The 20,484-nt window shown below is 74.6% G+C and carries 21 protein-coding genes; 15 read left to right on the forward strand and 6 right to left on the reverse strand.

Annotated features, from left to right (window positions below; genetic code table 11):
* Positions 1-2: 2 nt before the first annotated feature.
* On the reverse strand, positions 3-1,067 hold the full coding sequence (locus tag ACYVDA_RS14295; RefSeq protein WP_460819060.1) for a trans-sulfuration enzyme family protein: 1,065 nt from the start codon (positions 1,065-1,067) through the stop codon (positions 3-5).
* 120 nt (positions 1,068-1,187) lie between these two features.
* Here ACYVDA_RS14295 and ACYVDA_RS14300 point away from each other — a divergent pair, with 120 nt between their 5' ends.
* Positions 1,188-2,267 (forward strand): D-alanine--D-alanine ligase family protein, encoded by a 1,080-nt coding sequence (locus ACYVDA_RS14300; RefSeq protein ID WP_460819090.1) that lies wholly within the window; start codon positions 1,188-1,190, stop codon positions 2,265-2,267.
* Positions 2,268-2,279: 12 nt separating this feature from the next.
* On the opposite strand, the gene ACYVDA_RS14305 is transcribed toward ACYVDA_RS14300, so the two are convergent.
* Entirely contained in the window at positions 2,280-3,242 is a 963-nt protein-coding gene (locus ACYVDA_RS14305) for a TetR family transcriptional regulator (RefSeq protein ID WP_460819061.1), read from the reverse strand.
* A 174-nt stretch (positions 3,243-3,416) separates the two neighbouring features.
* Here ACYVDA_RS14305 and ACYVDA_RS14310 point away from each other — a divergent pair, with 174 nt between their 5' ends.
* The 3 genes from ACYVDA_RS14310 to ACYVDA_RS14320 are packed head-to-tail and all read left to right on the forward strand — an operon-like array spanning position 3,417 to position 7,095.
* A complete protein-coding gene (locus ACYVDA_RS14310; protein WP_460819062.1) occupies positions 3,417-4,382 on the forward strand; it encodes a cyclase family protein in 966 nt (321 codons plus the stop codon).
* Between the two features lie 6 nt (positions 4,383-4,388).
* Positions 4,389-6,038, forward strand: a complete 1,650-nt coding sequence (locus tag ACYVDA_RS14315; protein ID WP_460819063.1) for an AMP-binding protein — start codon at positions 4,389-4,391, stop codon at positions 6,036-6,038.
* A complete protein-coding gene (locus tag ACYVDA_RS14320; protein WP_460819065.1) occupies positions 6,031-7,095 on the forward strand; it encodes a phosphotransferase family protein in 1,065 nt (354 codons plus the stop codon). Before ACYVDA_RS14315 ends, ACYVDA_RS14320 begins: the two co-directional genes overlap by 8 nt.
* Positions 7,096-7,126: 31 nt before the next feature.
* On the opposite strand, the gene ACYVDA_RS14325 is transcribed toward ACYVDA_RS14320, so the two are convergent.
* Together ACYVDA_RS14325 and ACYVDA_RS14330 are read right to left on the reverse strand one after the other, a co-directional pair.
* Positions 7,127-7,690 (reverse strand): DUF3515 domain-containing protein, encoded by a 564-nt coding sequence (locus tag ACYVDA_RS14325; RefSeq protein WP_460819066.1) that lies wholly within the window; start codon positions 7,688-7,690, stop codon positions 7,127-7,129.
* Positions 7,669-7,905, reverse strand: coding sequence for an Lrp/AsnC family transcriptional regulator (locus tag ACYVDA_RS14330; protein WP_123391805.1), 237 nt, complete (start codon positions 7,903-7,905; stop codon positions 7,669-7,671). Before ACYVDA_RS14330 ends, ACYVDA_RS14325 begins: the two co-directional genes overlap by 22 nt.
* Before the next feature lie 125 nt (positions 7,906-8,030).
* Here ACYVDA_RS14330 and ACYVDA_RS14335 point away from each other — a divergent pair, with 125 nt between their 5' ends.
* Entirely contained in the window at positions 8,031-9,014 is a 984-nt protein-coding gene (locus ACYVDA_RS14335; protein ID WP_460819067.1) for a thiamine-phosphate kinase, read from the forward strand.
* A gap of 45 nt (positions 9,015-9,059) precedes the next feature.
* Here ACYVDA_RS14335 and ACYVDA_RS14340 read toward each other — a convergent pair whose 3' ends face one another.
* Both ACYVDA_RS14340 and rpmB read right to left on the reverse strand, forming a co-directional pair.
* Positions 9,060-9,416, reverse strand: coding sequence for a nuclear transport factor 2 family protein (locus ACYVDA_RS14340; RefSeq protein ID WP_460819068.1), 357 nt, complete (start codon positions 9,414-9,416; stop codon positions 9,060-9,062).
* An 84-nt stretch (positions 9,417-9,500) separates the two neighbouring features.
* The gene (rpmB, locus tag ACYVDA_RS14345) at positions 9,501-9,686 is read right to left on the reverse strand and encodes a 50S ribosomal protein L28 (protein WP_460819069.1); all 186 of its coding nucleotides are present in this window, start codon (positions 9,684-9,686) and stop codon (positions 9,501-9,503) included.
* A gap of 244 nt (positions 9,687-9,930) precedes the next feature.
* Here rpmB and ACYVDA_RS14350 point away from each other — a divergent pair, with 244 nt between their 5' ends.
* The 10 genes from ACYVDA_RS14350 to smc all read left to right on the forward strand — a co-directional run.
* The gene (locus ACYVDA_RS14350; protein WP_460819070.1) at positions 9,931-11,622 is read left to right on the forward strand and encodes a DAK2 domain-containing protein; all 1,692 of its coding nucleotides are present in this window, start codon (positions 9,931-9,933) and stop codon (positions 11,620-11,622) included.
* Between the two features lie 49 nt (positions 11,623-11,671).
* Positions 11,672-13,876, forward strand: coding sequence for an ATP-dependent DNA helicase RecG (locus ACYVDA_RS14355; RefSeq protein WP_460819071.1), 2,205 nt, complete (start codon positions 11,672-11,674; stop codon positions 13,874-13,876).
* A complete protein-coding gene (rsmD, locus tag ACYVDA_RS14360; RefSeq protein ID WP_460819072.1) occupies positions 13,873-14,451 on the forward strand; it encodes a 16S rRNA (guanine(966)-N(2))-methyltransferase RsmD in 579 nt (192 codons plus the stop codon). Before ACYVDA_RS14355 ends, rsmD begins: the two co-directional genes overlap by 4 nt.
* A 14-nt stretch (positions 14,452-14,465) precedes the next feature.
* Entirely contained in the window at positions 14,466-14,972 is a 507-nt protein-coding gene (gene coaD / locus ACYVDA_RS14365) for a pantetheine-phosphate adenylyltransferase (protein WP_460819073.1), read from the forward strand.
* Positions 14,973-15,078: 106 nt separating this feature from the next.
* Positions 15,079-15,645: a YceD family protein gene (locus tag ACYVDA_RS14370; protein ID WP_460819074.1), complete on the forward strand. Its 567-nt coding sequence runs from the start codon at positions 15,079-15,081 to the stop codon at positions 15,643-15,645.
* A 92-nt stretch (positions 15,646-15,737) separates the two neighbouring features.
* The gene (gene rpmF, locus ACYVDA_RS14375) at positions 15,738-15,923 is read left to right on the forward strand and encodes a 50S ribosomal protein L32 (RefSeq protein ID WP_460819075.1); all 186 of its coding nucleotides are present in this window, start codon (positions 15,738-15,740) and stop codon (positions 15,921-15,923) included.
* Positions 15,924-15,945: 22 nt separating this feature from the next.
* Positions 15,946-16,713: a ribonuclease III gene (gene rnc / locus ACYVDA_RS14380; RefSeq protein ID WP_460819076.1), complete on the forward strand. Its 768-nt coding sequence runs from the start codon at positions 15,946-15,948 to the stop codon at positions 16,711-16,713.
* Positions 16,714-16,733: 20 nt separating this feature from the next.
* Positions 16,734-17,624 (forward strand): bifunctional DNA-formamidopyrimidine glycosylase/DNA-(apurinic or apyrimidinic site) lyase, encoded by an 891-nt coding sequence (gene mutM, locus ACYVDA_RS14385; RefSeq protein WP_460819077.1) that lies wholly within the window; start codon positions 16,734-16,736, stop codon positions 17,622-17,624.
* Between the two features lie 86 nt (positions 17,625-17,710).
* Positions 17,711-17,920: a hypothetical protein gene (locus ACYVDA_RS14390; RefSeq protein ID WP_460819078.1), complete on the forward strand. Its 210-nt coding sequence runs from the start codon at positions 17,711-17,713 to the stop codon at positions 17,918-17,920.
* A gap of 137 nt (positions 17,921-18,057) precedes the next feature.
* Positions 18,058-20,484 (forward strand): chromosome segregation protein SMC (gene smc, locus ACYVDA_RS14395; RefSeq protein WP_460819079.1); only part of this gene is annotated, 2,427 nt, incomplete at its 3' end.

Below are 20,484 nucleotides of genomic sequence, written 5' to 3' on the forward strand. Positions count from 1 at the left end.
GCTCAGCTCCCGGTCCGGCCGCGCGCCTGGTCCAGGGCCTGCACGAGGTCCTCCCACAGGTCCTCGACGTCCTCGATGCCGACCGAGAGCCGCAGCAGGCCCTCGGGGATCGTGGCCGGCTCGGACTTCCAGCGGCGGCGGCGCTCCAGGGTGGACTCCACGCCGCCCAGCGAGGTCGCGTGGACCCACAGCCGCACGGCGTGCTGCACGACGTCCGCGGCCGCCCCGGTGGGCAGCACCAGGCTGACCATGCCGCCGAAGCCGGGGTAGCGCACCTCGGCGACGTCGTCGCGCTCGCCCAGGCGACGCACGAGCTCCTGGGCGTTGGCCTGGGCGGCGCGCACCCGCAGGGGCAGCGTGCGCAGCCCGCGCAGGGCGAGGTAGGCCTCCAGCGTGCCCGGCACCGCGCCGTACAGGTCGCGGCGCTGCTTGAGCACGGTGAGCAGCTGCTCGTCGCGGGTGACGATGGCGCCCATCAGGACGTCGGAGTGCCCGGCGATGTACTTGGTGGCCGAGTGCACGACCAGGTCCGCGCCGAGGTCCAGCGGCTGCTGGAGCACCGGGGTCGCGAAGGTGTTGTCGACCACGACGCGGGCGCCGGCCGCGTGCGCGCCGGCGATGATCGTGGCGAGGTCCGCGACCTCCATCGCCGGGTTGGTCGGCGACTCCAGCCAGACCAGCGAGGCGTCCTCGCAGGCCGCGACGAAGGCGGCGGTGTCGGTGACGTCGACCAGCACCGGGGTCACCCGCTCGCGCAGCTGAAGGTCGCCGAGCTGCAGCAGCGAGCCGTTGTAGGCGTGCTGCGGCGCGACGACCTTCTCGCCGTTCGCGACCAGGTCCAGGATCGTGCCGACCGCGGCCAGCCCGCTGGAGAAGGCCAGGCAGTGCCCGCCCTCGAGGCCGCCGAGCGCCTCCTCGAAGGCGACCCAGGTGGGGTTGGTGTAGCGGCCGTACTCCCGGTCCCCGCCCGCGACGTACGTCGAGGCCATCGTGATCGGGGTGTTGAACGGCTGGTCGGGCTCGTGCGGGGGGCGGCCGAGGTGGACGGCCTGCGTGTCGGGGCGCATCCGGCCAGCGTAGGCGGCGCGTGGGGCGGTGGGCGGGGCGGCGTACGCCGTAGGGTCGGCCGCGTGAGCGAAGCACCCGTGACCCGCCCGCAGGAGCCCGTGCCGGACCGTGTCCGCCCCATCCGTGTGGCTGTCGTCTTCGGCGGGCGCTCGAGCGAGCACTCGATCTCCTGCATCTCCGCGGGCAGCGTGATCGCCGCGCTGGACCCCACGCGCTACGACGTCGTCCCGGTCGGGATCGCCACCGACGGCCGCTGGGTCCTGGAGTCGACCGACCCCGCGCACCTCGCGCTCGGACCGACCGGCGAGCTCCCGATCGTCACCGGCGACCGCGAGGTCGCGCTGACCAGCCAGGGCCTGGTCGTCACCGAGGCCGGGGACGTGCCCGGCCTGCTCGGCGAGGTCGACGTCGTGTTCCCGGTCATGCACGGGCCGTGGGGCCAGGACGGCACCCTCCAGGGCCTGCTGGAGATGGCGGGCGTGCGCTACGTCGGCGCCGGCGTGCTCTCCAGCGCGGTGGGCACCGACAAGCACTTCATGAAGCAGGTCTTCGCCGCCGCCGGGCTCCCGGTGCTGCCCTACGTGCTGGTCCGGCCGCGGCAGTGGGAGCAGGACCCCGCGGTGGTCCGCGAGGCCGTGCAGGGCCTGGGCTTCCCCGTCTTCGTCAAGCCGGCCCGGGCCGGCTCCAGCTTCGGCATCAGCCGCGTGGACGACGCTGCCGACCTGGACGCCGCGATCGAGGAGGCCCGCCGGTTCGACCCCAAGGTGCTGGTCGAGGCGGCCGCGGTCGGGGCCCGCGAGATCGAGGTCGGCGTGCTCCAGGGCCTCGACGGGGGCGACCCGGAGACCAGCGAGCTGGCCGAGATCACCGTGGGGGAGGAGCACGCGTTCTACGACTTCGAGGCGAAGTACCTTGAGACCAGCTACCGGATCCCGGCCTCCCTGCCGCCCGAGGTGACCGCCTCCATCCGCGACCTCGCCGTGCGGGCCTTCGAGGCCCTCGACGTCGAGGGCCTGGCTCGGGTCGACTTCTTCGTCCTGCCCGACGGTCGCGTGACCATCAACGAGGTCGAGACGATGCCGGGGTTCACCTCCACCTCGATGTTCCCGCTGCTGTGGCAGGCCTCGGGGCTCACCTACCCCGAGCTGGTCGAGCGCCTGGTGCACCTGGCGCTCGCACGCGAGACCGGGCTGCGCTGAGGGGTCGCCCCCTCACGTCGCGGCAGGTCCTCCTCCGACCAGCCCGACGGCGAAGTCGACGTACTGCTGCGCGACGGTCTCGGCGGTGTCCGGCCCCCCGGCCCGGAACCACTGCGCCATCGCCGTGCACATCGTGACCACCGCTCGCGCGGCCTCCAGGGGGCGGTCGGTGCGGAACGACCCGTCGCGCGTGCCGGCGACCACCTCGGCGTCGACCGTGCGCTGCACCGCGCGGCGCACGCCGGCCAGGCGGGCGCGCGCCACCGGCTCGAGGCTGCGCATCTCCGAGGCGCCGACGAAGGCCAGCTCGCGGCGGTGGGTGTGGAACAGGGCCAGGCACTCGACGACCGAGGTGAACCGGGCCCGGGGGCCCTGGGCCGCGGTGGTCGCGGTCTCGGCGCGGGCGGCCTCGATGCGGGCGGTGAGGTCGTCCATGGTCAGGTCGAGCAGGGCGACCAGCAGCTCCTGCTTGCCCGCCCAGTGGTGGTAGAGGCCCGGCACCGACAGCCCGGCCCGCTCGGCGATCACCCGCATCGTCGCGCCGTGGTAGCCGAACTCCGAGAAGGCCGAGAGCGCCGCCGCCAGCGAAGTGTCGAGGACCAGCGGTGGGAAGTCCCGCCAGTCACCGCCGGGCTGGAGGTCACCGGAGAGGACACCGCGACGGGAGCGCTCGGGGCCGGCGACGGTCCGCCCCGGGCCGGAGCCGTCGGGCCCGGGGCGCACCGTGCCCGGCGTCGCTCCTCCCGGCGGGGGAGGACGCAGCAGGTGCTCCACCGGCACGCCGAGCACCTCGGCCACCCGCACGAGCCGGGCGCTGGAGACCCCGGTCAGGCCGTTCTCGACGGCGCTGAGGGTGGCCGGGCTGACCTCGAGCAGGTCGGCGAGCTGCCGCAGCGTGAGGCCCTGGGAGCGCCGCAGGTCGCGCACGGCCCCTCCCAGGGCGGTCCGGTGGTCGAGGGGCGGCCGTTGCTCCACGAGTTCAGGTTACCTGAAGCAAGAACGTCCTGAGAAGACCGCTGGCGGGGTTGACAGGCCTCAGGACGCCGGGCAGTGTGAGCCACGTCATAGGTTGAGCCGAACGTTCGTTCGGTCGTCCGATCGACCCGTCCTGCTCCTCACCGACCCTTCCCGTCCCTCCAGGAGGACCCCATGGCCGACGATGCTGCCGCCGCCCCCGACCTCACCGACCTGCTCGCCGACGCCCCGAGCAACTGGGGCAAGTGGGGGGAGGACGACGAGGTCGGCTCGCTGAACTACCTCGGTCCCGAGCAGGTGCTCGCGGCCGCCGCGCTGATCCGCAGCGGCAAGGTGTTCACCCTCCAGCGCCTGATCGGCGACCCCAAGGGCGACCCGGTGTGGCCCGGCCGCACCCCCGCCGAGCGCACCCAGATCCTCGACGAGTCCAACTGGGACGGCGACGACGGTCCGGCCTTCCCGGGCGGGCTGCACTACGCCGACGACAAGATCAACGCCTTCCTCCAGGGCTCGACGCAGTACGACGCCCTCGGCCACGTCTGGTACGGCGGCCAGATCTGGAACGGGTACGACGCCCGCACCACGATCGGCGGCCTGCAGAAGGCCAGCATCCAGCCCATCGCCGAGCGCGGTGTCGTGGGTCGCGCTGTGCTGCTCGACATGGCCCGGTTCCGCGGCAAGGACACCCTCGCGTCCGCGGAGACCTACACCCACGAGGACCTGCTCGCCTGCGCGGAGAAGCAGGGCGTGGAGCTGCGCAAGCGCGACATCATCATCATCCGCACCAACTACCTGCAGCTGTTCTTCGAGCTCGGCGACAAGTTCTACGAGGGGTTCTGCGAGCCCGGCCTGGTCTACAGCCCCGAGCTGGTGCAGTGGTTCGCCGACATGGAGATCCCCAACCTGGTCACCGACACCATCGCCAACGAGGTCACCTTCGACCCCAACAACGGCGTCGCCCTGACCCTGCACAACGCCCTGATGCGCAACCTGGGCGTCACGCTCACCGAGATCGCCGACCTCGAGCAGCTCGCCGACGACTGCGCCGAGGACGGGGTCTACGAGTTCTTCTACGCCGCGGCCCCCCTCAAGGTGGCCCTGGGCAGCGGCTCCCCGGTCAACCCGCTCGTCGTGAAGTAGGACGACGTGGGCGTCTACGACGACCGGCCCTGGCTGGCCCGCTACGGCGACATGCCGCACGACCTGGCCCCCGAGCACCCGGACGCCCTGGCCATGTTCCGGGCCGGGGTGGCCGCGGACCCCGACGGGGCGGCGGTGCTCTACTTCGACGGCGTGCTGACCCGCACCGAGCTCGACGAGCAGTCTGACGCCCTCGCCTCCGCGCTATTGGCGCAGGGGTTCCAGCGGGGCGACCGGCTGGCGGTCTACCTGCAGAACATGCCGCAGTTCCTGGTCTGCATGGTCGCGACCTGGAAGGCCGGCGGCGTGATGGTCTCGATCAACCCGATGAGCCGGAGCCGGGAGCTGTCCTACCTGCTCCAGGACTCCGGCGCCTCGGTCCTGGTCTGCCTCGAGTCGCTGTACGCCGACGTGGCCCGCGACGTCGTCGGCGACACCGCCGTCCGGCTGGTCCTGACCACCAGCGAGCTCGACCACCAGACGCGCGACGACCAGCGGCTCTTCGCCGGCGTCACCCGCCAGCGCCACGAGGGCACCACCGACCTGCTCGAGCTGATCGGCCAGCACGCCGGCCAGCGACCGCCGGAGGTGTCCTTCGAGGCGGGCGACGTGGCCTTCCTGACCTACACCTCGGGCACGACCGGGGTGCCCAAGGGAGCGATGAACACCCACGGCAACGTGGTGTTCACCGCGCAGGTCTACCGCGACTGCGCGCGGTTCGCCCCGGGGGCGGGCTCGGTCTTCGGGATCGCGCCGCTGTTCCACATCACCGGGCTGATCGGCCACGTGGCGGTCAGCATGCTCGCGCCGATGCCGCTCGTGCTGGCCTACCGGTTCGAGCCGTCGGTGGTGCTGGACGCGCTGCTCGAGCACCGCCCGGCGTACACCATCGGGGCGATCACGGCGTTCAACGCCCTCCTCAACCACCCCGACGTGACGCGCGACCACTTCTCCTCCTTCCGGTCGGTCTACTCCGGCGGGGCCGCGATCTCCCCGACCGCCGAGCGGACCTTCCGCGAGGCGACGGGCCACCAGGTGCACAACGCCTACGGCCTGACCGAGACCACGAGCCCGATGACGCTGACCCCGTTCGGCGCGCCCTCCCCGGTCGACCCCACCTCGGGGGCGCTCTCGGTCGGCGTGCCGGTCCCGAGCACGGTCGTCCGGATCCAGGACGAGGAGGGGCAGGACCTGCCGCTGGGCGAGGTCGGCGAGATCGTCGCCGACGGCCCGCAGGTCGTGGCCGGCTACTGGGGCAAGCCCGAGGAGACGAGCGCCAACCTGCCCGGTGGTGCGCTGAAGAGCGGCGACGTCGGGTTCATGAACGACGAGGGCTGGATCTTCATCGTCGACCGCAAGAAGGACATGATCAACGCCTCGGGCTACAAGGTCTGGCCGCGCGAGGTCGAGGACGTCCTGGCCGAGCACCCGGCGGTGCGCGAGTCGGCCGTGGTCGGCGTCCCCGACGAGAAGCGCGGGGAGACGGTCAAGGCGTTCGTGAGCCTGCGCGCCGGGTCCGAGGTCACCCCCGAGGAGCTGATCGCGCACTGCAAGGAGCGGATGGCGGCGTACAAGTACCCCCGCCAGGTCGTGGTCGTGGACGAGCTGCCCAAGACCGTGACCGGCAAGATCCTGCGACGCGAGCTGCGTGGCTGAGACCCCGGACGCCGCCACGGCCGATCCTCCGGGCCTGTCCGTGGCGGCGGTCGAGGCGCACCTGCGCGACCGGCTGCCGGGCCTGCTGCACGGCCCGCTGGGCGCGGAGCTGGTCGCGGGCGGCCGGTCCAACCTCACCTACGTGCTGAGCGACGGCCGTACCCGCTGGGTGCTGCGCCGGCCGCCGCTCGGCCACGTCCTGGAGACCGCGCACGACATGGCCCGCGAGCACCGTCTGCTCGCGGCGCTGCACCCGACCGACGTCCCGGTGCCGCGTCCGGTGCTGCTGGGCGACCCCGAGGTGCTCGGGGTCCCCTTCTACGTGATGGAGCACGCAGACGGTCAGGTGCTGCGCTCCCACGAGCAGCTGCAGGGCCTCGCCGGCGAGCCCGCCCACGAGCTGGCCGGGGAGCTGGTCGAGGTCCTCGCCCGGCTGCACCGGGTCGACCCCGGGGCCGTCGGGCTGGACGACCTGGGGCGCCCGGTGGGCTACCTCGAGCGCCAGCTGCGACGCTGGGCCCGGCAGGTCGAGGCCTCCCACACCCGTGACCTGCCCGAGCTGACCCGGCTCGGCGACCGGCTCGGCCGGTCGGTGCCGCAGGACGGTGGGGCGGCCGTCGTGCATGGCGACTACCGGCTCGACAACGTGGTGGTCGACCTCGACGCCCCCGCCGGTCGGCGGGTCGTGGCGGTGCTGGACTGGGAGATGGCCACCCTGGGCGACCGGTGGGCCGACCTCGCCTCCGCTGTGGTCTGGTGGGACGGAGTGCGCGGGCTCGACCTGCCCGTGGCCGCGGTGCCCGGTGACGTCGACGGCTTCCCCGGGGCCGAGGTGCTGCTCTCTGCCTACGAAGGGGCGTACGAGGGGGCGGGCGGGGGGAGCACCGACCGCTTCGACTGGTACCTGGCGTTCGCGTTCTTCAAGATCGCGGCGATCTTCGAGGGGATCCACTTCCGCTCCCGGCAGGGCCTGACCGTGGGGGAGGGGTTCGACACCCTGGGCGACCTGGTCGACCCGCTCGTCGAGCGCGGCCACGCCGCCCTGGACGGAGCCTGACCCGAGGCCGCTCCCGGGGCGACCCGAGAGCTCAGCTGCAGGGCGCGACGAGCCGGGTGTGGGCCTTGATCGCCCGGCCGAGGTCGACCATGGCCGCGACCGGGGGGCGGTAGCGGGCCGGCAGGGTCACCTCGACGCGGGGGCGCCGCTCGATGGTGGTCATGACGACGTCGACGGACTGGTCGTTCATGCCCGCGACGGGCACGAACCACCCGAGGCCGTTCGCGACCTGGCACTGCGAGGTCAGGTCGGACTGAGCCGGGGCGCCGACCCCGCAGCGGAGCACGATCGCCGGGTCGCCCCAGGCCGCGCCCAGGGTGCTGCCGGACGTCTGCCGGCGGGTCTGACCGGCGACCCGGTCGGGCAGCGCGGCGACCAGCCGCTGGCAGGCCGTGCGCTCGGACCCGGTGACGGTCGTGCCTCGGACCTCGACCGCACCCGGACCGCCGCAGGCCGCGCCGAGCGTGGTCAGGGCCAGGAGCGCGGCGACGCCCGCCGCCCGGCGGGGCGACGGGCGTCGGGGACGCAGCGGCTCGGTGGGCCTGGTCGGCCCGGGCAGCCCGGTCGTGGGGATCAGATGTGGACGACGGGGCACGTGAGCGTGCGCGTGATGCCGTCGAGGGTCTGCACCTTGGCCACGACCAGCTTGCCGAGCTCGTCGACGTTGCGGGCCTCCGCGCGGACGATGACGTCGTAGGGGCCGGTGACGTCCTCGGCCAGGATGACGCCCTTGATGTCGGTGATCTGCTGGGCGACCTCGGCGGCCTTGCCCACGTCGGTCTGGATCAGGATGTAGGCCTGGACGACCATCGGGACTCCTCGTTCGGTGGGTGGGCCTGCGATGCGGAAACTCGTCGCAACCTACCCGAACCGCTGCCCGGGCGGAACTCGGATGCCCCCACGCCCCGGTCCCGGAGGTCTGGTGGGATGGGCCCATGAGCACGGCAGACCCCATCGGCCCGACCTCCACCCTCGCCGACGTCGGCGAGTTCGGACTCATCGCGGCCTTCCAGGACCGGCTGGAGCAGGGCGCCCACGTCTACATCGGGCCCGGCGACGACGCCGCGGTGCTGCGCACGCCCACCGGCCACGTGGTGGTCTCCACCGACCTGCTGGTCGAGGGACGCCACTTCCGCCGCGAGTGGGCGCCCGCCCACCAGATCGGCCGCAAGGCCGCCGCCTCCAACCTCTCCGACGTCAACGCGATGGGGGGCACCGCCCACTCCCTGACCGTGGGCATCGCCGCCCCCGCCGACCTGCCCGCGCGCTGGGTCCTGGACCTCGCCGACGGCATCGCCGAGGAGGCCGCGCTGGTGGGCGCCAGCGTGGTCGGGGGCGACCTCACCACCGCCGACCAGGTCGTCATCGCGATCACCGTGCTGGGGGCGTGCGAGATCGCCCCCGTGCGCCGCTCCGGCGCCCAGCCGGGTGACGTCCTGGCGCTGGCCGGGCGCCAGGGCTGGGCCGCGGCCGGGCTCGCCGTGCTCGGACGGGGCTTCCGCTCGCCGCGTGCGCTGGTCGAGGCCTACCAGCGCCCCGACCCGCCGTACGCTGCCGGCCCGGCCGCCGCGCGCGCCGGCGCCACCTCGATGATCGACGTCTCCGACGGGCTCGTGGCCGACGCCGGCCACCTGGCCGAGGACTCCGGGGTCTCGATCGACGTGCGCACCGACGCCTTCGCGCTGGCCGAGCCGATGCGGGCCGTGGGCTCCGCGCTCGGGGTGGACCCGATGCAGTTCGTCCTCGGCGGGGGCGACGACCACGCCCTGCTGGCCACCTTCCCCGCGGGCACCACCCTGCCCGAGGGCTTCAGCGCCATCGGCACCGTGGGCGAGGCGGGCGGCGCCACCACCGGCGCGGACCTGGTGACGGTCGACGGCGCGGCGTACGCCGGCCACCGCGGCTGGACCCACTTCTGACCCCCGAGCACCCGTCCTGCTCCGCCGGGACCTGACCGAGCCCTCCTAGCCCGAGGCGACCCGGGTGCCCTGGTGGAACCGGACCCGCCACCCGGCGCCGTCGTCCCGCACCCAGACCGAGGAGCGCAGCGAACCCCGCGGGCCGCCGACCCGGTAGGTGAGCAGCACGACGTCGTCGGCCAGCGCCGTGGCCACGAAGTCGCCGGCCGGGCCGGCGACGGCCGGGTCCTCCGTCAGGGCCGCGACCATCGAGGCGCGGTCCCAGACCCGCCCCGAGGCGCCGTGCTCGACGAAGTCGGGGTGCAGCAGCTCCTCGACGCGCGCCCCCTCGGCGCGCAGCGCCGGGTCGAGCAGGGCCTGCTCGCGGCGCACGACCTCGGCGAGGTCCTCGGGGGTGGTCACCGGGCCATCATCGCCCGGAGAAGCACGAACCGCCCCCGACCCGGAGGTCGAGAGCGGTCGGAGCTGCTGCTGGTGGCGACGAGGTCAGCGGGAGACCTTGCCGCCCTTGATGCAGCCGGTGCACACGTTGAGGCGCTGGGGCGTGCCGTTGACGGTCGCCCGCACCCGCTGGATGTTGGGGTTGAAACGACGCTTGGTGATCTTGCGCGACCACGGTCGGTTGTTGCCGAAGCCGGGCTTCTTGGCGCAGATGTCGCAGACGGCAGCCACCGTGCACTCCTCGGGTAGAGCTGGAAAAGTCGGATGTGTCGCGGGCACGAGTCCCGAGCGACGGGGTCCGGGATGATCACCGGACAACCGCACGAGAATAACTCAGGGCGAGGCCTGGACGCGAATCGAGCCCCGGTCAACTAGCGTGAGGCCCTTCACGCACCCTCTCACGGGTGCGTCACCGACTCACACGACGAGCACGACGAGCGGGCGCCGGCCCGCCTCGTCGCACAGGAGCAGCGGGATGCAGGTGGACCAGGCGGGGCAGGTCGACGCCCTGGACCCGCCGGAGGCATCGGTCGCCCGGGACGCGGTGGCCACCTTCGACCTCGACGTCGTGCGCCGGTTCGCCGACCTCGCGGTCCAGGGCCTGTCCTCGGCCCGCGAGGAGATCGACGCCCTGAACGTCTTCCCGGTGCCCGACGGCGACACCGGCACCAACCTGTTCCTCACCGTCGAGGCCGCCCGGGCCGCGCTGGGGGAGTCCCTCGTCGAGCACCCCGAGGACCTGCGCGCCGCCATGCGGGCCTACTCGCGGGGCGCGCTCCTCGGGGCGCGGGGCAACTCCGGGGTCATCCTCAGCCAGCTCGTCGGCGCCCTGCTGCGCCGGATCGCCGCGGCCGAGGCCGACGACCGGTCGGCGTCGGTCTTCGCCGACGGGCTCCGCCGTGCCGCCGACGCGGCCTGGGCCGCCGTGGGCCGCCCGGTCGAGGGCACCATCCTCACGGTCGCCCGGGCCGCCGCCGACGCCGGTCTCGAGGCCGCGGGCGACCCGACGGCGCGTCTGGGCGCGGTCGTGCACGCCGCCCACCGGGCCGCCGTCGAGGCCCTCGCGCTCACCCCGACGCAGCTGGAGCGCCTGGCCCGAGCCGGGGTCGTGGACGCCGGGGGCCGGGGGCTGTGCGTGGTCCTGGAGGCGCTGGAGTCCGCGGTCACCGGGCTCCGCCCCACCCCGGTCGAGCGGCACGTCGGGCGTCCCGGGCTGCCGGTGGTGCTGCCGACCGGCGACCTGACCGAGAGCGGGCCGGCGTACGAGGTCATGTACCTCCTCGAGGCCACCGACGAGGCCGTCGACACCCTGCGCGGCGAGCTCGACCCCCTGGGCGACTCGCTGGTCGTCGTCGGGGGCGAGGGCCTGTGGAACGTCCACGTCCACGTCGACGACGTCGGGGCCGCCGTCGAGGCCGGCATCCGCGCCGGACGGCCGCGCCGGATCGCGGTGACGCACTTCGCCGAGCAGGACGCGCTGAGCCGGGAGCGGCGTACGCCGACCCGCGGACGCGCCCTGGTGGTGGTGGCCGCCGGGCCGGGGCTCGTCGAGCTCTACCGCTCGGCCGGCGCCGAGGTCGTGGAGGGCGGGCCCGGGGACCGACCGAGCACCGGCGACCTCCTGCGCGCGATCGAGGCCACCGGGTGCGCGGAGGTGCTCCTGCTGCCCAACGACGCCGACACCCTGGGCGTGGCCCGGGCGGCGGCCCACGAAGCGGAGGCCCGCGGCGTGCACGTCGTGGTGATCCCCACCCGGGCGCAGGTGCAGGGCATCGCGGCCCTGGCCGTCCACGAGCCGGGCCGCCCCCTCGACGACGACGTGGTCACGATGACGGCCGCCGCCCGAGGGGCGCGCCACGGTGCCGTCACGGTCGCGGTGCGGGAGGCGATGACCTCGGCCGGACCGTGCCGCCCGGGCGACGCGCTCGGTGTCGTCGACGGCGACTTCGTGATCGTCGGGCGCGACCTGTTCGAGGTGGCGTGCGGCGTGCTCGAGCGGCTCCTGGGCGGCGGTGGCGGCGAGCTGGTCACCCTGGTGGCCGGTCGTGACGCCGGCGACCTGGCCGAGGCCTGCGAGCACTGGGTGGGCCGGGCCCACCCCGGCGTCGACGTCGTCGTCCACGAGGGCGGGCAGGACCGCTACCCGCTGCTGGTGGCGGTCGAGTGAGCGACCGCACGAGCCTCCCCGGCCGGACGGGGGTGCCGACGTGGCGGGCGTGACCTGGGACTCGCCGGCCCGGGTGGTCGGGGGACGCCACGCGACCAAGCTGGCCAAGGCCGAGCTCGGGACCGTCGGCGACCTGATCTCGACGTACCCCCGGACCCACGTGCAGAAGGGGTCGCTGAGCCAGCTCGACGAGCTGGTGCCCGGCGACACCCTCTCGATCGTGGGCCGGGTGGTGGGCAGCCGGCGCTTCACCTACACCGACAAGCGCACCGGTCGGGAGGCCTACCGCCTCGAGGTGCGGGTGCAGGCCGAGGACGGGCACCTGCTGCTGACCTACTTCGACAAGAACTCCGGGACCGCCGACTGGCGCCGCGACACCGAGCTGCCCGTGGGGCGGGTGGGGGTCTTCAGCGGCAAGCTGCGCTACTTCCGCGACGAGTGGCAGCTGACCAACCCGGCGTCCCGGCTGTACGACGACGGGGTCGGCGCCGACGGGGCCGTCGACGTCATGCCCGACCTGATCCCGATCTACGCCTCGATCGGCCAGATCACCACCTGGCAGCTCGAGGAGACCATCGACCTCGCGCTCCAGCTGGTCGACCACGTGCCCGAGGTGCTGCCCGTCGAGGTGCGCGAGGCCCACGACCTGGTCGACGCCCGCCAGGCGTTCGGGTGGATCCACCGCCCCGACACCTGGGCCCAGCGCACCCGCGCGGTGACGCGGCTGAAGTGGGACGAGGCGTTCGTCGCCCAGTCGGTGCTGGCCCGGCGCCGCCTCGCCGTGGAGGGCACGGTCGCCAACCCGCGCCCCGGCCGCGCCGGCGGCATCCTGGACGCCTTCGACGCCCGCCTGCCCTTCGCGCTGACCGACGGCCAGCGTCGGGTCGGGGAGGAGATCGGGGAGGAGCTGGGCCGGGGCCACCCGATGCAGCGGCTGCTCCAGGGCGAGGTCGGCTCGGGCAAGACCGTGGTCTCGCTGCGGGCGATGCTCCAGGTGGTCGACTCCGGCGGTCAGGCCGCGCTGCTCGCGCCGACCGAGGTGCTGGCCCAGCAGCACCACCGCTCGATCACCGCGATGCTCGGCGACCTCGCCGCGGGCGGGCTCCTGGGCGGCGCCGAGCACGCCACCCGTGTGGCCCTGCTCACCGGCTCGGCCAACGCGGCCGCGCGGCGGGTGGCGCTCGCCGAGGCCGCGAGCGGCGAGGCCGGCATCGTGATCGGCACCCACGCGCTCCTCGAGGACAAGGTCCAGTTCGCCGACCTCGGGCTGGTGGTGGTCGACGAGCAGCACCGCTTCGGGGTGGAGCAGCGGGCCGCGCTCGGCGCCAAGGCGGCCGTCCCGCCGCACGTGCTGGTGATGACCGCGACCCCGATCCCGCGCACCGTCGCCATGACGGTCTTCGGCGACCTCGACACCTCCACGCTCAGCGAGCTGCCCGCGGGTCGCGGCGAGGTGCAGACCACGGTCGTGCCGACCCGGGCCAGGCCCGCCTGGATCGACCGGGCGTGGCAGCGGGTGCGCGAGGAGGTCGCCGCCGGGCGGCAGGCCTACGTCGTCGCCTCCCGGATCGACCCCGGCGGTCCCGGGGAGTCCGACGGGTCCGCGGAGGAGCCCGTGCCGGGGGAGGAGGCGCCGCGCGTGCTGTTCGCGGTCGACGAGCTCGGCCCCGAGCTGGCCGCCGGCCCGCTCGCCGGGCTGCGCGTGGAGGTGCTGCACGGCCGGCTGGCCCCCGAGGAGAAGGACGCGGTGATGACGGCCTTCGCCGCCGGCGAGGTCGACGTGCTCGTCTCCACGACCGTGATCGAGGTGGGCGTCGACGTGCCCAACTCCACGGTCATGGTCATCCTCGACGCCGACCGGTTCGGCGTCTCCCAGCTCCACCAGCTGCGCGGCCGCATCGGCCGGGGCGGGCACTCCGGGCTGTGCCTGCTGGTCTCGGCCGCCGACCCGGCGAGCGCCTCGATGCAGCGGCTGCTCGCGGTGGCCGCGACCCGCGACGGCTTCGAGCTCTCCCGGGTCGACCTGGAGCAGCGGCGCGAGGGCAACGTGCTGGGCACCCAGCAGAGCGGCGGCCGGGCCGGCGGTCTCAAGCTGCTCTCGGTGCTCCAGGACGAGCCGGTCATCGCCGAGGCGCGCGAGGCGGCCTTCACCCTGCTGCGGGCCGATCCCGAGATGACCGGCGAGCCGGACCTCGCGGCCGCCGTACGCCGCCTGGAGAGCTCCGAGCGGGCCGACTTCCTGGACAAGACGTGACGCGCATCATCGCCGGGTCCGCGCGCGGACGCCGGCTCAAGACCCCCGCGGGCAGCGCCACCCGGCCCACGTCGGACCGGGTCCGCGAGGCGCTGTTCTCGACCCTGGAGTCCCGGCTGGGCGACCTCACCGGCCTCCGCGTCCTGGACCTGTACGCCGGCACGGGTGCCGTCGGGCTGGAGGCGCTCTCGCGCGGCGCCGGCCTGCTCACCAGCGTGGAGTCCGACCGCCGCACGGCCCGGCTGATCACCCAGAACGCCGAGACCCTCGGGTTCCGCCGGGTCGAGGTGGTGGCTCTGCCCGTCGCCCGGGCCCTGGCCGCCCCGCCGCGGGCGCCGTACGACCTGGTCTTCGCCGACCCGCCGTACCCGCTCCCGGAGGTGGAGCTGGGCCAGGCGCTGGCCCTGCTGGCCGGCCAGGGGTGGGTGGGGCCCGACTCGCTCGCGGTCGTGGAGCGGTCCGCCCGGAGCCCCGAGCCGACCTGGCCCGAGGGGCTGGTGCCCGAGCGCAGCAAGGACTACGGCGAGACCGTGCTCTGGTACGTTCGCGCCCGGTCGAGCCGGGACGAGTCGTGAACGAGGAGCAGCAGGTGCGCAGAGCGGTCTGTCCCGGGTCCTTCGACCCCGTCACTAACGGCCACGTCGACATCATCGCCCGGGCCTCGCGCCTCTTCGACGAGGTCGTCGTCGCCGTCGGGGTCAACAAGTCCAAGTCGCGGGCCCGGCTGTTCAGCGCCGAGGAGCGGATGGCGATGCTCACCGACGTCTGCGCGGCGTACCCCAACGTGACGGTCGCCGGCTTCGAGGGCCTGCTGACCACGTTCTGCGCCGAGCGCGGCATCGACGCCATCGTCAAGGGCCTGCGGGCGGTCACCGACTTCGACTACGAGCTCCAGATGGCCCAGATGAACGCCTCGCTCACCGACGTCGAGACGGTCTTCGTGCCGTGCTCGCCGGAGTACTCCTTCCTGGCCTCCTCGCTGGTCAAGGAGGTCGCGACCTTCGGCGGCGACGTCTCGGGCCTGGTGCCCCCGCACGTGTGGACGCTGCTGACCGAGCGGCTCGCCGAGCGCGCCCGCGAGGACGCCGAGGGCTGAGGTCCCGGTGGGCCCGACGGGGCCCGGGCGCCGGCGTTTTGGTCGCACGCGCGATCGGCCGGTAGACTCCCGCAGGTTCTGCTGACATCTCCATGGAAGTGACATTGTGCGCAAGCTCGACCCGAGGGCGCCGCTCGTGCTCGACACGCGCGAGCTCGGCCGCCGCCCGGGGTCCCAGCGCCTGGTGTCGTTCTCCGCGGAGGCGCCGGCAGATCTCGGCATCGAGATCCTGGGTGTCCCCGAAGGCAGCGAGGTCGAGTTCGACCTGCGGCTCGAGGCGGTCATGGAGGGGGTGCTCGTCTCCGGCACGGCGCAGGCCAGGCTGGTGGGGGAGTGCTCACGGTGCCTGGGGCCGATCGAGGACGACGTCCACGTGGATCTCCAGGAGCTGTACGTCTACGACGACCTTCGCGACCACCGTGGGGACGAGCAGGACGACGACGTCAACCGGCTCGAGGACGACCTGGTCGACCTCGAGCCACTGCTGCGGGACGCGGTGGTGCTCGCACTGCCCTTCCAGCCGTTGTGCCAGGACGACTGTCCGGGCCTGTGCACCGAGTGCGGTGCGCGGCTCGCGGACGACCCGGACCACGGGCACGACGCAGCGATCGATCCCCGGTGGGCCGCCCTGGGCGGCCTCACCACCACGGAGTCGGCACCCCACCAGGACTGACCCGGTTCCACCAGCACCACCCGAAGCCAGCACCACCTGAAAGCACGACCGGCTCGACCGAGCCGGTCCCACCTTGACCCGAAGGAGCCATCGTGGCTGTTCCGAAGCGGAAGATGTCGCGCAGCAACACGCGTCACCGCCGTTCTGCCTGGAAGGCCGTCGCGCCCTCGCTGGTGAACTGCGCCAACCCGGCCTGCGCCGCCAAGCACCTGCCGCACCGCGCCTGCCCCGAGTGCGGGCAGTACGGCGCGCGTGCCGACCGCCGCCAGGTCCTCTGACCCAGCGGTAGGACAGCACTCGGTGGCGGCAGGATCCGGCGAGTCCGGTGAGCTGCGCGAGGCGCTCGGGAACCCCACGTTGGCTCCCGAGCTCCTCCAGCTCGCCCTGACGCACCGGTCCTACGCCTACGAGAACGGCAACCTGCCGACCAACGAGCGCCTGGAGTTCCTGGGCGACTCGGTGCTCGGCGTCGTCGTGACCGAGACGCTCTACCTCACCCACCCGGACCTCTCCGAGGGCCGGTTGGCGAAGCTGCGCGCCGCGGTGGTCAACGCCCGGGCGCTGGCCGACGTGGCCCGCACCATCGGCCTCGGCGTGCACGTGCACCTGGGCAAGGGCGAGGAGTCGACGGGTGGTCGGGCCAAGGCCTCGATCCTCTCCGACACCGTCGAGGCGCTGATCGGCGCCGTCTACCTCTCCGGCGGCTTCGAGGAGGCCGGCCGGGTGGTGCACACCCTGTTCGACCCGCTGCTGGTCGCGGCCGCCGACCTCGGCGCCGGCCTGGACTGGAAGACCTCCCTGCAGGAGCTCTGCGCCGGCCACGAGCTCGGCGTGCCGGAGTACGTCATCACCGACGACGGCCCCGACCACATGAAGACCTTCACCGCCCGGGTCCGGGTGGGCGAGCGGCTCCACGGCCACGGCGTCGGGCGCTCGAAGAAGGAGGCCGAGCAGCAGGCGGCCGAGTCGGCGTACCGCACCTTGAGCGAGGAGCACGCCGACCCCGAGACCGCCGAGGCGGCGCTGGCCGCCGGCACCGCTCCCGACGCCCCCGGCGTCTCCTCCTAGCGGACCCGGACCCCCACGCCGTGCCCGAGCTGCCCGAGGTCGAGGTCGTGCGCCGTGGCCTCGAGCGCCACGTCGTGGGCCGCACGATCGCCGAGGTGCAGGTCCTGCACCCGCGCCCGGTGCGCCGCCACGCGGCCGGCCCGGAGGACTTCGCCGACCGGCTCACCGGTCGGACGCTGGTCGACGCACGCCGCCGGGGCAAGTACCTCTGGCTGCCGCTCGACTCCGGCGACGCCCTCACCGCCCACCTCGGCATGTCGGGCCAGCTGCTCGTGCAGCCCGCGACGGCGCCCGACGAGCGCCACCTGCGCGTGCGCCTGGTGCTGCGGCCCGAGGAGGGAGCGCCGGGGGTCGAGCTGCGCTTCGTCGACCAGCGGATGTTCGGCGGGCTGGGGCTCTCCGAGGGGGGCGCGGTGCTGCCGCCCGAGATGGCGCACGTGGCGCTGGACCCCCTGGACCCCGCGTTCGACGACGCCGCCTTCGCCCGCCGGGTGCGGGCCAGCGCCTCGGGGATCAAGCGGATCCTGCTCAACCAGACCGTGGTCTCCGGCGTGGGCAACATCTACGCCGACGAGGCGCTGTGGCGGGCGCGGGTCCACGGCGAGCGGCCCGGGCGCCGGCTCAGCGCCGCCGACGTGCACCGCGTGCTGGCCGCGTGCCGCGAGGTGATGCTCTCCGCGCTCGACCAGGGGGGCACCTCCTTCGACGCGCTCTACGTCAACGTCAACGGGCAGAGCGGCTACTTCGACCGCTCGCTGGAGGCCTACGGCCAGGAGGGCCGGCCGTGCTCGCGCTGCGGCACCCCGATCCGGCGCACGACGTTCATGAACCGCTCGTCCTTCACCTGCCCGGTCTGCCAGCCGGCGCCGCGGCGCTCTCCGCGCCGGGTTGTCGGACCTCGCGCCTCGTGAGACTCTGGTAGGCGGCCCGATCGGGCCCGCACCTCCGTGCCGCACCACCGGCAGCCCCCAGCACCCGCACCTCGGAAGGCACCACCATGGCCAAGGCCCTGCTCGGCTTCGCGACCGGCACCGACCCCCGCGTGGTGCCCCACCTCCAGGCCGAGAACCGCCTGCTGCGCCGCCGCGTCGGCGACCTCGAGGACGTCGTGCTGCGCCTCCAGGCCGAGAACGACGCCCTGGCCGCCCTCGCCACCGCCTCCGTGGACGACGCCGTGGCGCGCGACGGCTCGCTGGCGCGCGCCTGACGCGTCGCTCAGCCCGACCGGGCCCGCCCGCAGGTAGGGTCGGGCACGCTGCGCCTTCCCCGCTGCGGAGCACCTGACGTCCGTCCCCCACCCCGATCCCGGGGGTCGGTCACCACCCGGTCGCTGCAGGGAGTCCGATGTACCTCAAGAGCCTCACGCTGAAGGGCTTCAAGTCCTTCGCCTCCGCGACCACCCTCCAGCTCGAGCCCGGCATCACCTGCATCGTGGGTCCCAACGGCTCGGGCAAGTCCAACGTGGTCGACGCGCTCGCCTGGGTGATGGGGGAGCAGGGCGCCAAGACGCTGCGCGGCGGCAAGATGGAGGACGTCATCTTCGCCGGCACCTCGGGCCGCCCGCCGCTGGGCCGGGCCGAGGTGGCGCTCACGATCGACAACACCGACGGCGCCCTCCCGATCGAGTACGCCGAGGTCACGATCAGCCGGACGATGTTCCGCAACGGCGGCTCGGAGTACGCCATCAACGGCCAGCACTGCCGGCTGCTCGACGTGCAGGAGCTGCTCAGCGACTCCGGCATCGGCCGGGAGATGCACGTCATCGTCGGGCAGGGCCGGCTCGACTCGATCCTGCACGCGACCCCCGAGGACCGCCGCGGCTTCATCGAGGAGGCCGCCGGCGTCCTGAAGCACCGCAAGCGCAAGGAGAAGGCCCTCCGCAAGCTCGACGCGACCCAGGGCAACCTGACGCGGCTCGGCGACCTGCTCAGCGAGATCCGGCGCCAGCTCAAGCCCCTGGGCCGCCAGGCCGAGGTGGCCCGCCGGGCGCAGGTCGTGCAGGCCGACGTCCGCGACGCCCGGGCCCGGCTGCTGGCCGACGACCTGGCGACCGCGCGCACAGCGCTGGCCCGGGAGCTGGCCGACGAGGGCGTGCTGCTGGCCCGGCGCGCCGAGGTCGAGGGCGCGCTGGCCGCCACCCGGGAGTCCGAGGCGGGCCTCGAGGCCGCGCTGCGCGAGGACCTCCCCGCCCTCGCGGCGGCGCAGGAGACCTGGTTCGCCCTGTCCGGGCTGCGCGAGCGCCTGCGCGGCACCGCCGGACTCGCCGCCGAGCGCGTCCGCAACGCCTCGAGCCAGCCCGCGGCGCCGGTCGGTCGCGACCCCGAGGAGCTGGAGGACCAGGCGCAGCGCGTGCGGGTGCAGGAGGAGGAGGCCACCGCCGCGGTGACCGCGGGTCGCATCGGACTGGACGCCGCCGTGGCCGCCCGCCTAGACGCGGAGCAGGCGCTCGCCGCCGAGGAGCGGTCCCTGGCCGCCCTCCAGCGCGCCGCGGCCGACCGTCGCGAGGGCACCGCGCGGCTGCACGGCCAGGTCAACGGGCTGCGCAGCCGGGCCGCGGCCGCCGAGGAGGAGGTGGGCCGGCTCACCGAGGCGCGGGCGGCCGCCGTCGCCCGGGCCGAGCGGGCCCAGCGCGACTTCACCTCCCTGGAGTCGCGGGTCGCCGGGCTCGACGCGGGCGAGGAGGGCCTCGACGCCGAGCACGAGGCCGCCAGCGCCCAGCTCGACGACCTCGAGTCGCGGCTGGCCAAGTCCCGCCTGGACCTCACCGCGGCCGAGCGCGAGCGCAGCAGCGTCCTGGCCCGCAAGGAGGCCCTCGAGCTGGGGCTCGCCCGCAAGGACGGCGCGGGAGCCCTGCTCGCGGCCGGCGAGCAGGTCACCGGGCTGCTGGGGTCGGTCGCGGCCCTGCTCGACGTGCGGGCGGGCTACGAGACGGCCGTGGCCGCCGCCCTGGGCAGCGCGGCCGACGCCGTGGTGGTCCGCGACGTCGAGTCGGCCCTGGGGGCGATCACCCACCTCAAGGACGACGACCTGGGCCGGGCCGGCCTCGTGCTGGGCGGGCCGGGGGTCGCTCCCGCCCCCACGCCGTCGCGGTCGCGACCCGTCGGCGACCTCTTCACCGGCGCGACGTACGCCGTGGACGTGGTCGGGTGCCCCGCCGACCTGCGTCCCGCCCTCGAGCGCCTGCTGGCCGGGGTGGTCGTCGCCGACGACCTGGCGGCCGCCCGGCTGCTGGTCCGCGACCACCCCGACGTCACGGCCGTGACCCGCGACGGTGACGTCCTCGGCGCCCACTTCGCGGCCGGCGGCTCCAGCAGCGCCCCCAGCCTGATCGAGGTGCAGGCCGCGGTCGACGAGGCGTCCGAGCGCCTGACCGCCGCCGCGCACGCGGTCGAGCGCCTGACCTTCGACGTCGCGACCCTGGACCGCGAGCGCGAGGAGGCCCAGCGCCGGGTCGACGTCGCCCTGGCCCGCCTGCACGAGTCCGACGCCACGCTGGCCGCGGTCGCCGAGGAGCTGGGCCAGCACGGCTCGGCCGCCCGCAACGCCCGGGCCGAGGCCGCGCGCCTCGAGGACGCGATCGGCGCCGCCGTGGTGGCGCGCGACCGCGACGCCGAGGGCCTGGCCGATCTCGAGGCCCGGTTGGCCGCGGTGCACGACGCGCCCGAGGAGGAGCCCGACCCGGGCGAGCGCGAGCGCCTCGCCGAGCAGGCGCGGGCCTCCCGCGCCGCCGAGACCGACGCCCGGCTGGCCCTGCGCACCGCCGAGGAGCGC

This window comes from Nocardioides korecus (assembly GCF_054778395.1).

Excerpts from the sequence above, each read along its gene's own strand:
- ACYVDA_RS14295 (WP_460819060.1), bottom strand. The coding sequence starts at position 1,067 with ATGCGCCCCGACACGCAGGCCGTCCACCTCGGCCGCCCCCCGCACGAG.
- ACYVDA_RS14310 (WP_460819062.1), top strand. The coding sequence starts at position 3,417 with ATGGCCGACGATGCTGCCGCCGCCCCCGACCTCACCGACCTGCTCGCC.
- ACYVDA_RS14330 (WP_123391805.1), bottom strand. The coding sequence starts at position 7,905 with ATGGTCGTCCAGGCCTACATCCTGATCCAGACCGACGTGGGCAAGGCC.
- ACYVDA_RS14335 (WP_460819067.1), top strand. The coding sequence starts at position 8,031 with ATGAGCACGGCAGACCCCATCGGCCCGACCTCCACCCTCGCCGACGTC.
- ACYVDA_RS14350 (WP_460819070.1), top strand. The coding sequence starts at position 9,931 with ATGCAGGTGGACCAGGCGGGGCAGGTCGACGCCCTGGACCCGCCGGAG.
- ACYVDA_RS14390 (WP_460819078.1), top strand. The coding sequence starts at position 17,711 with ATGGCCAAGGCCCTGCTCGGCTTCGCGACCGGCACCGACCCCCGCGTG.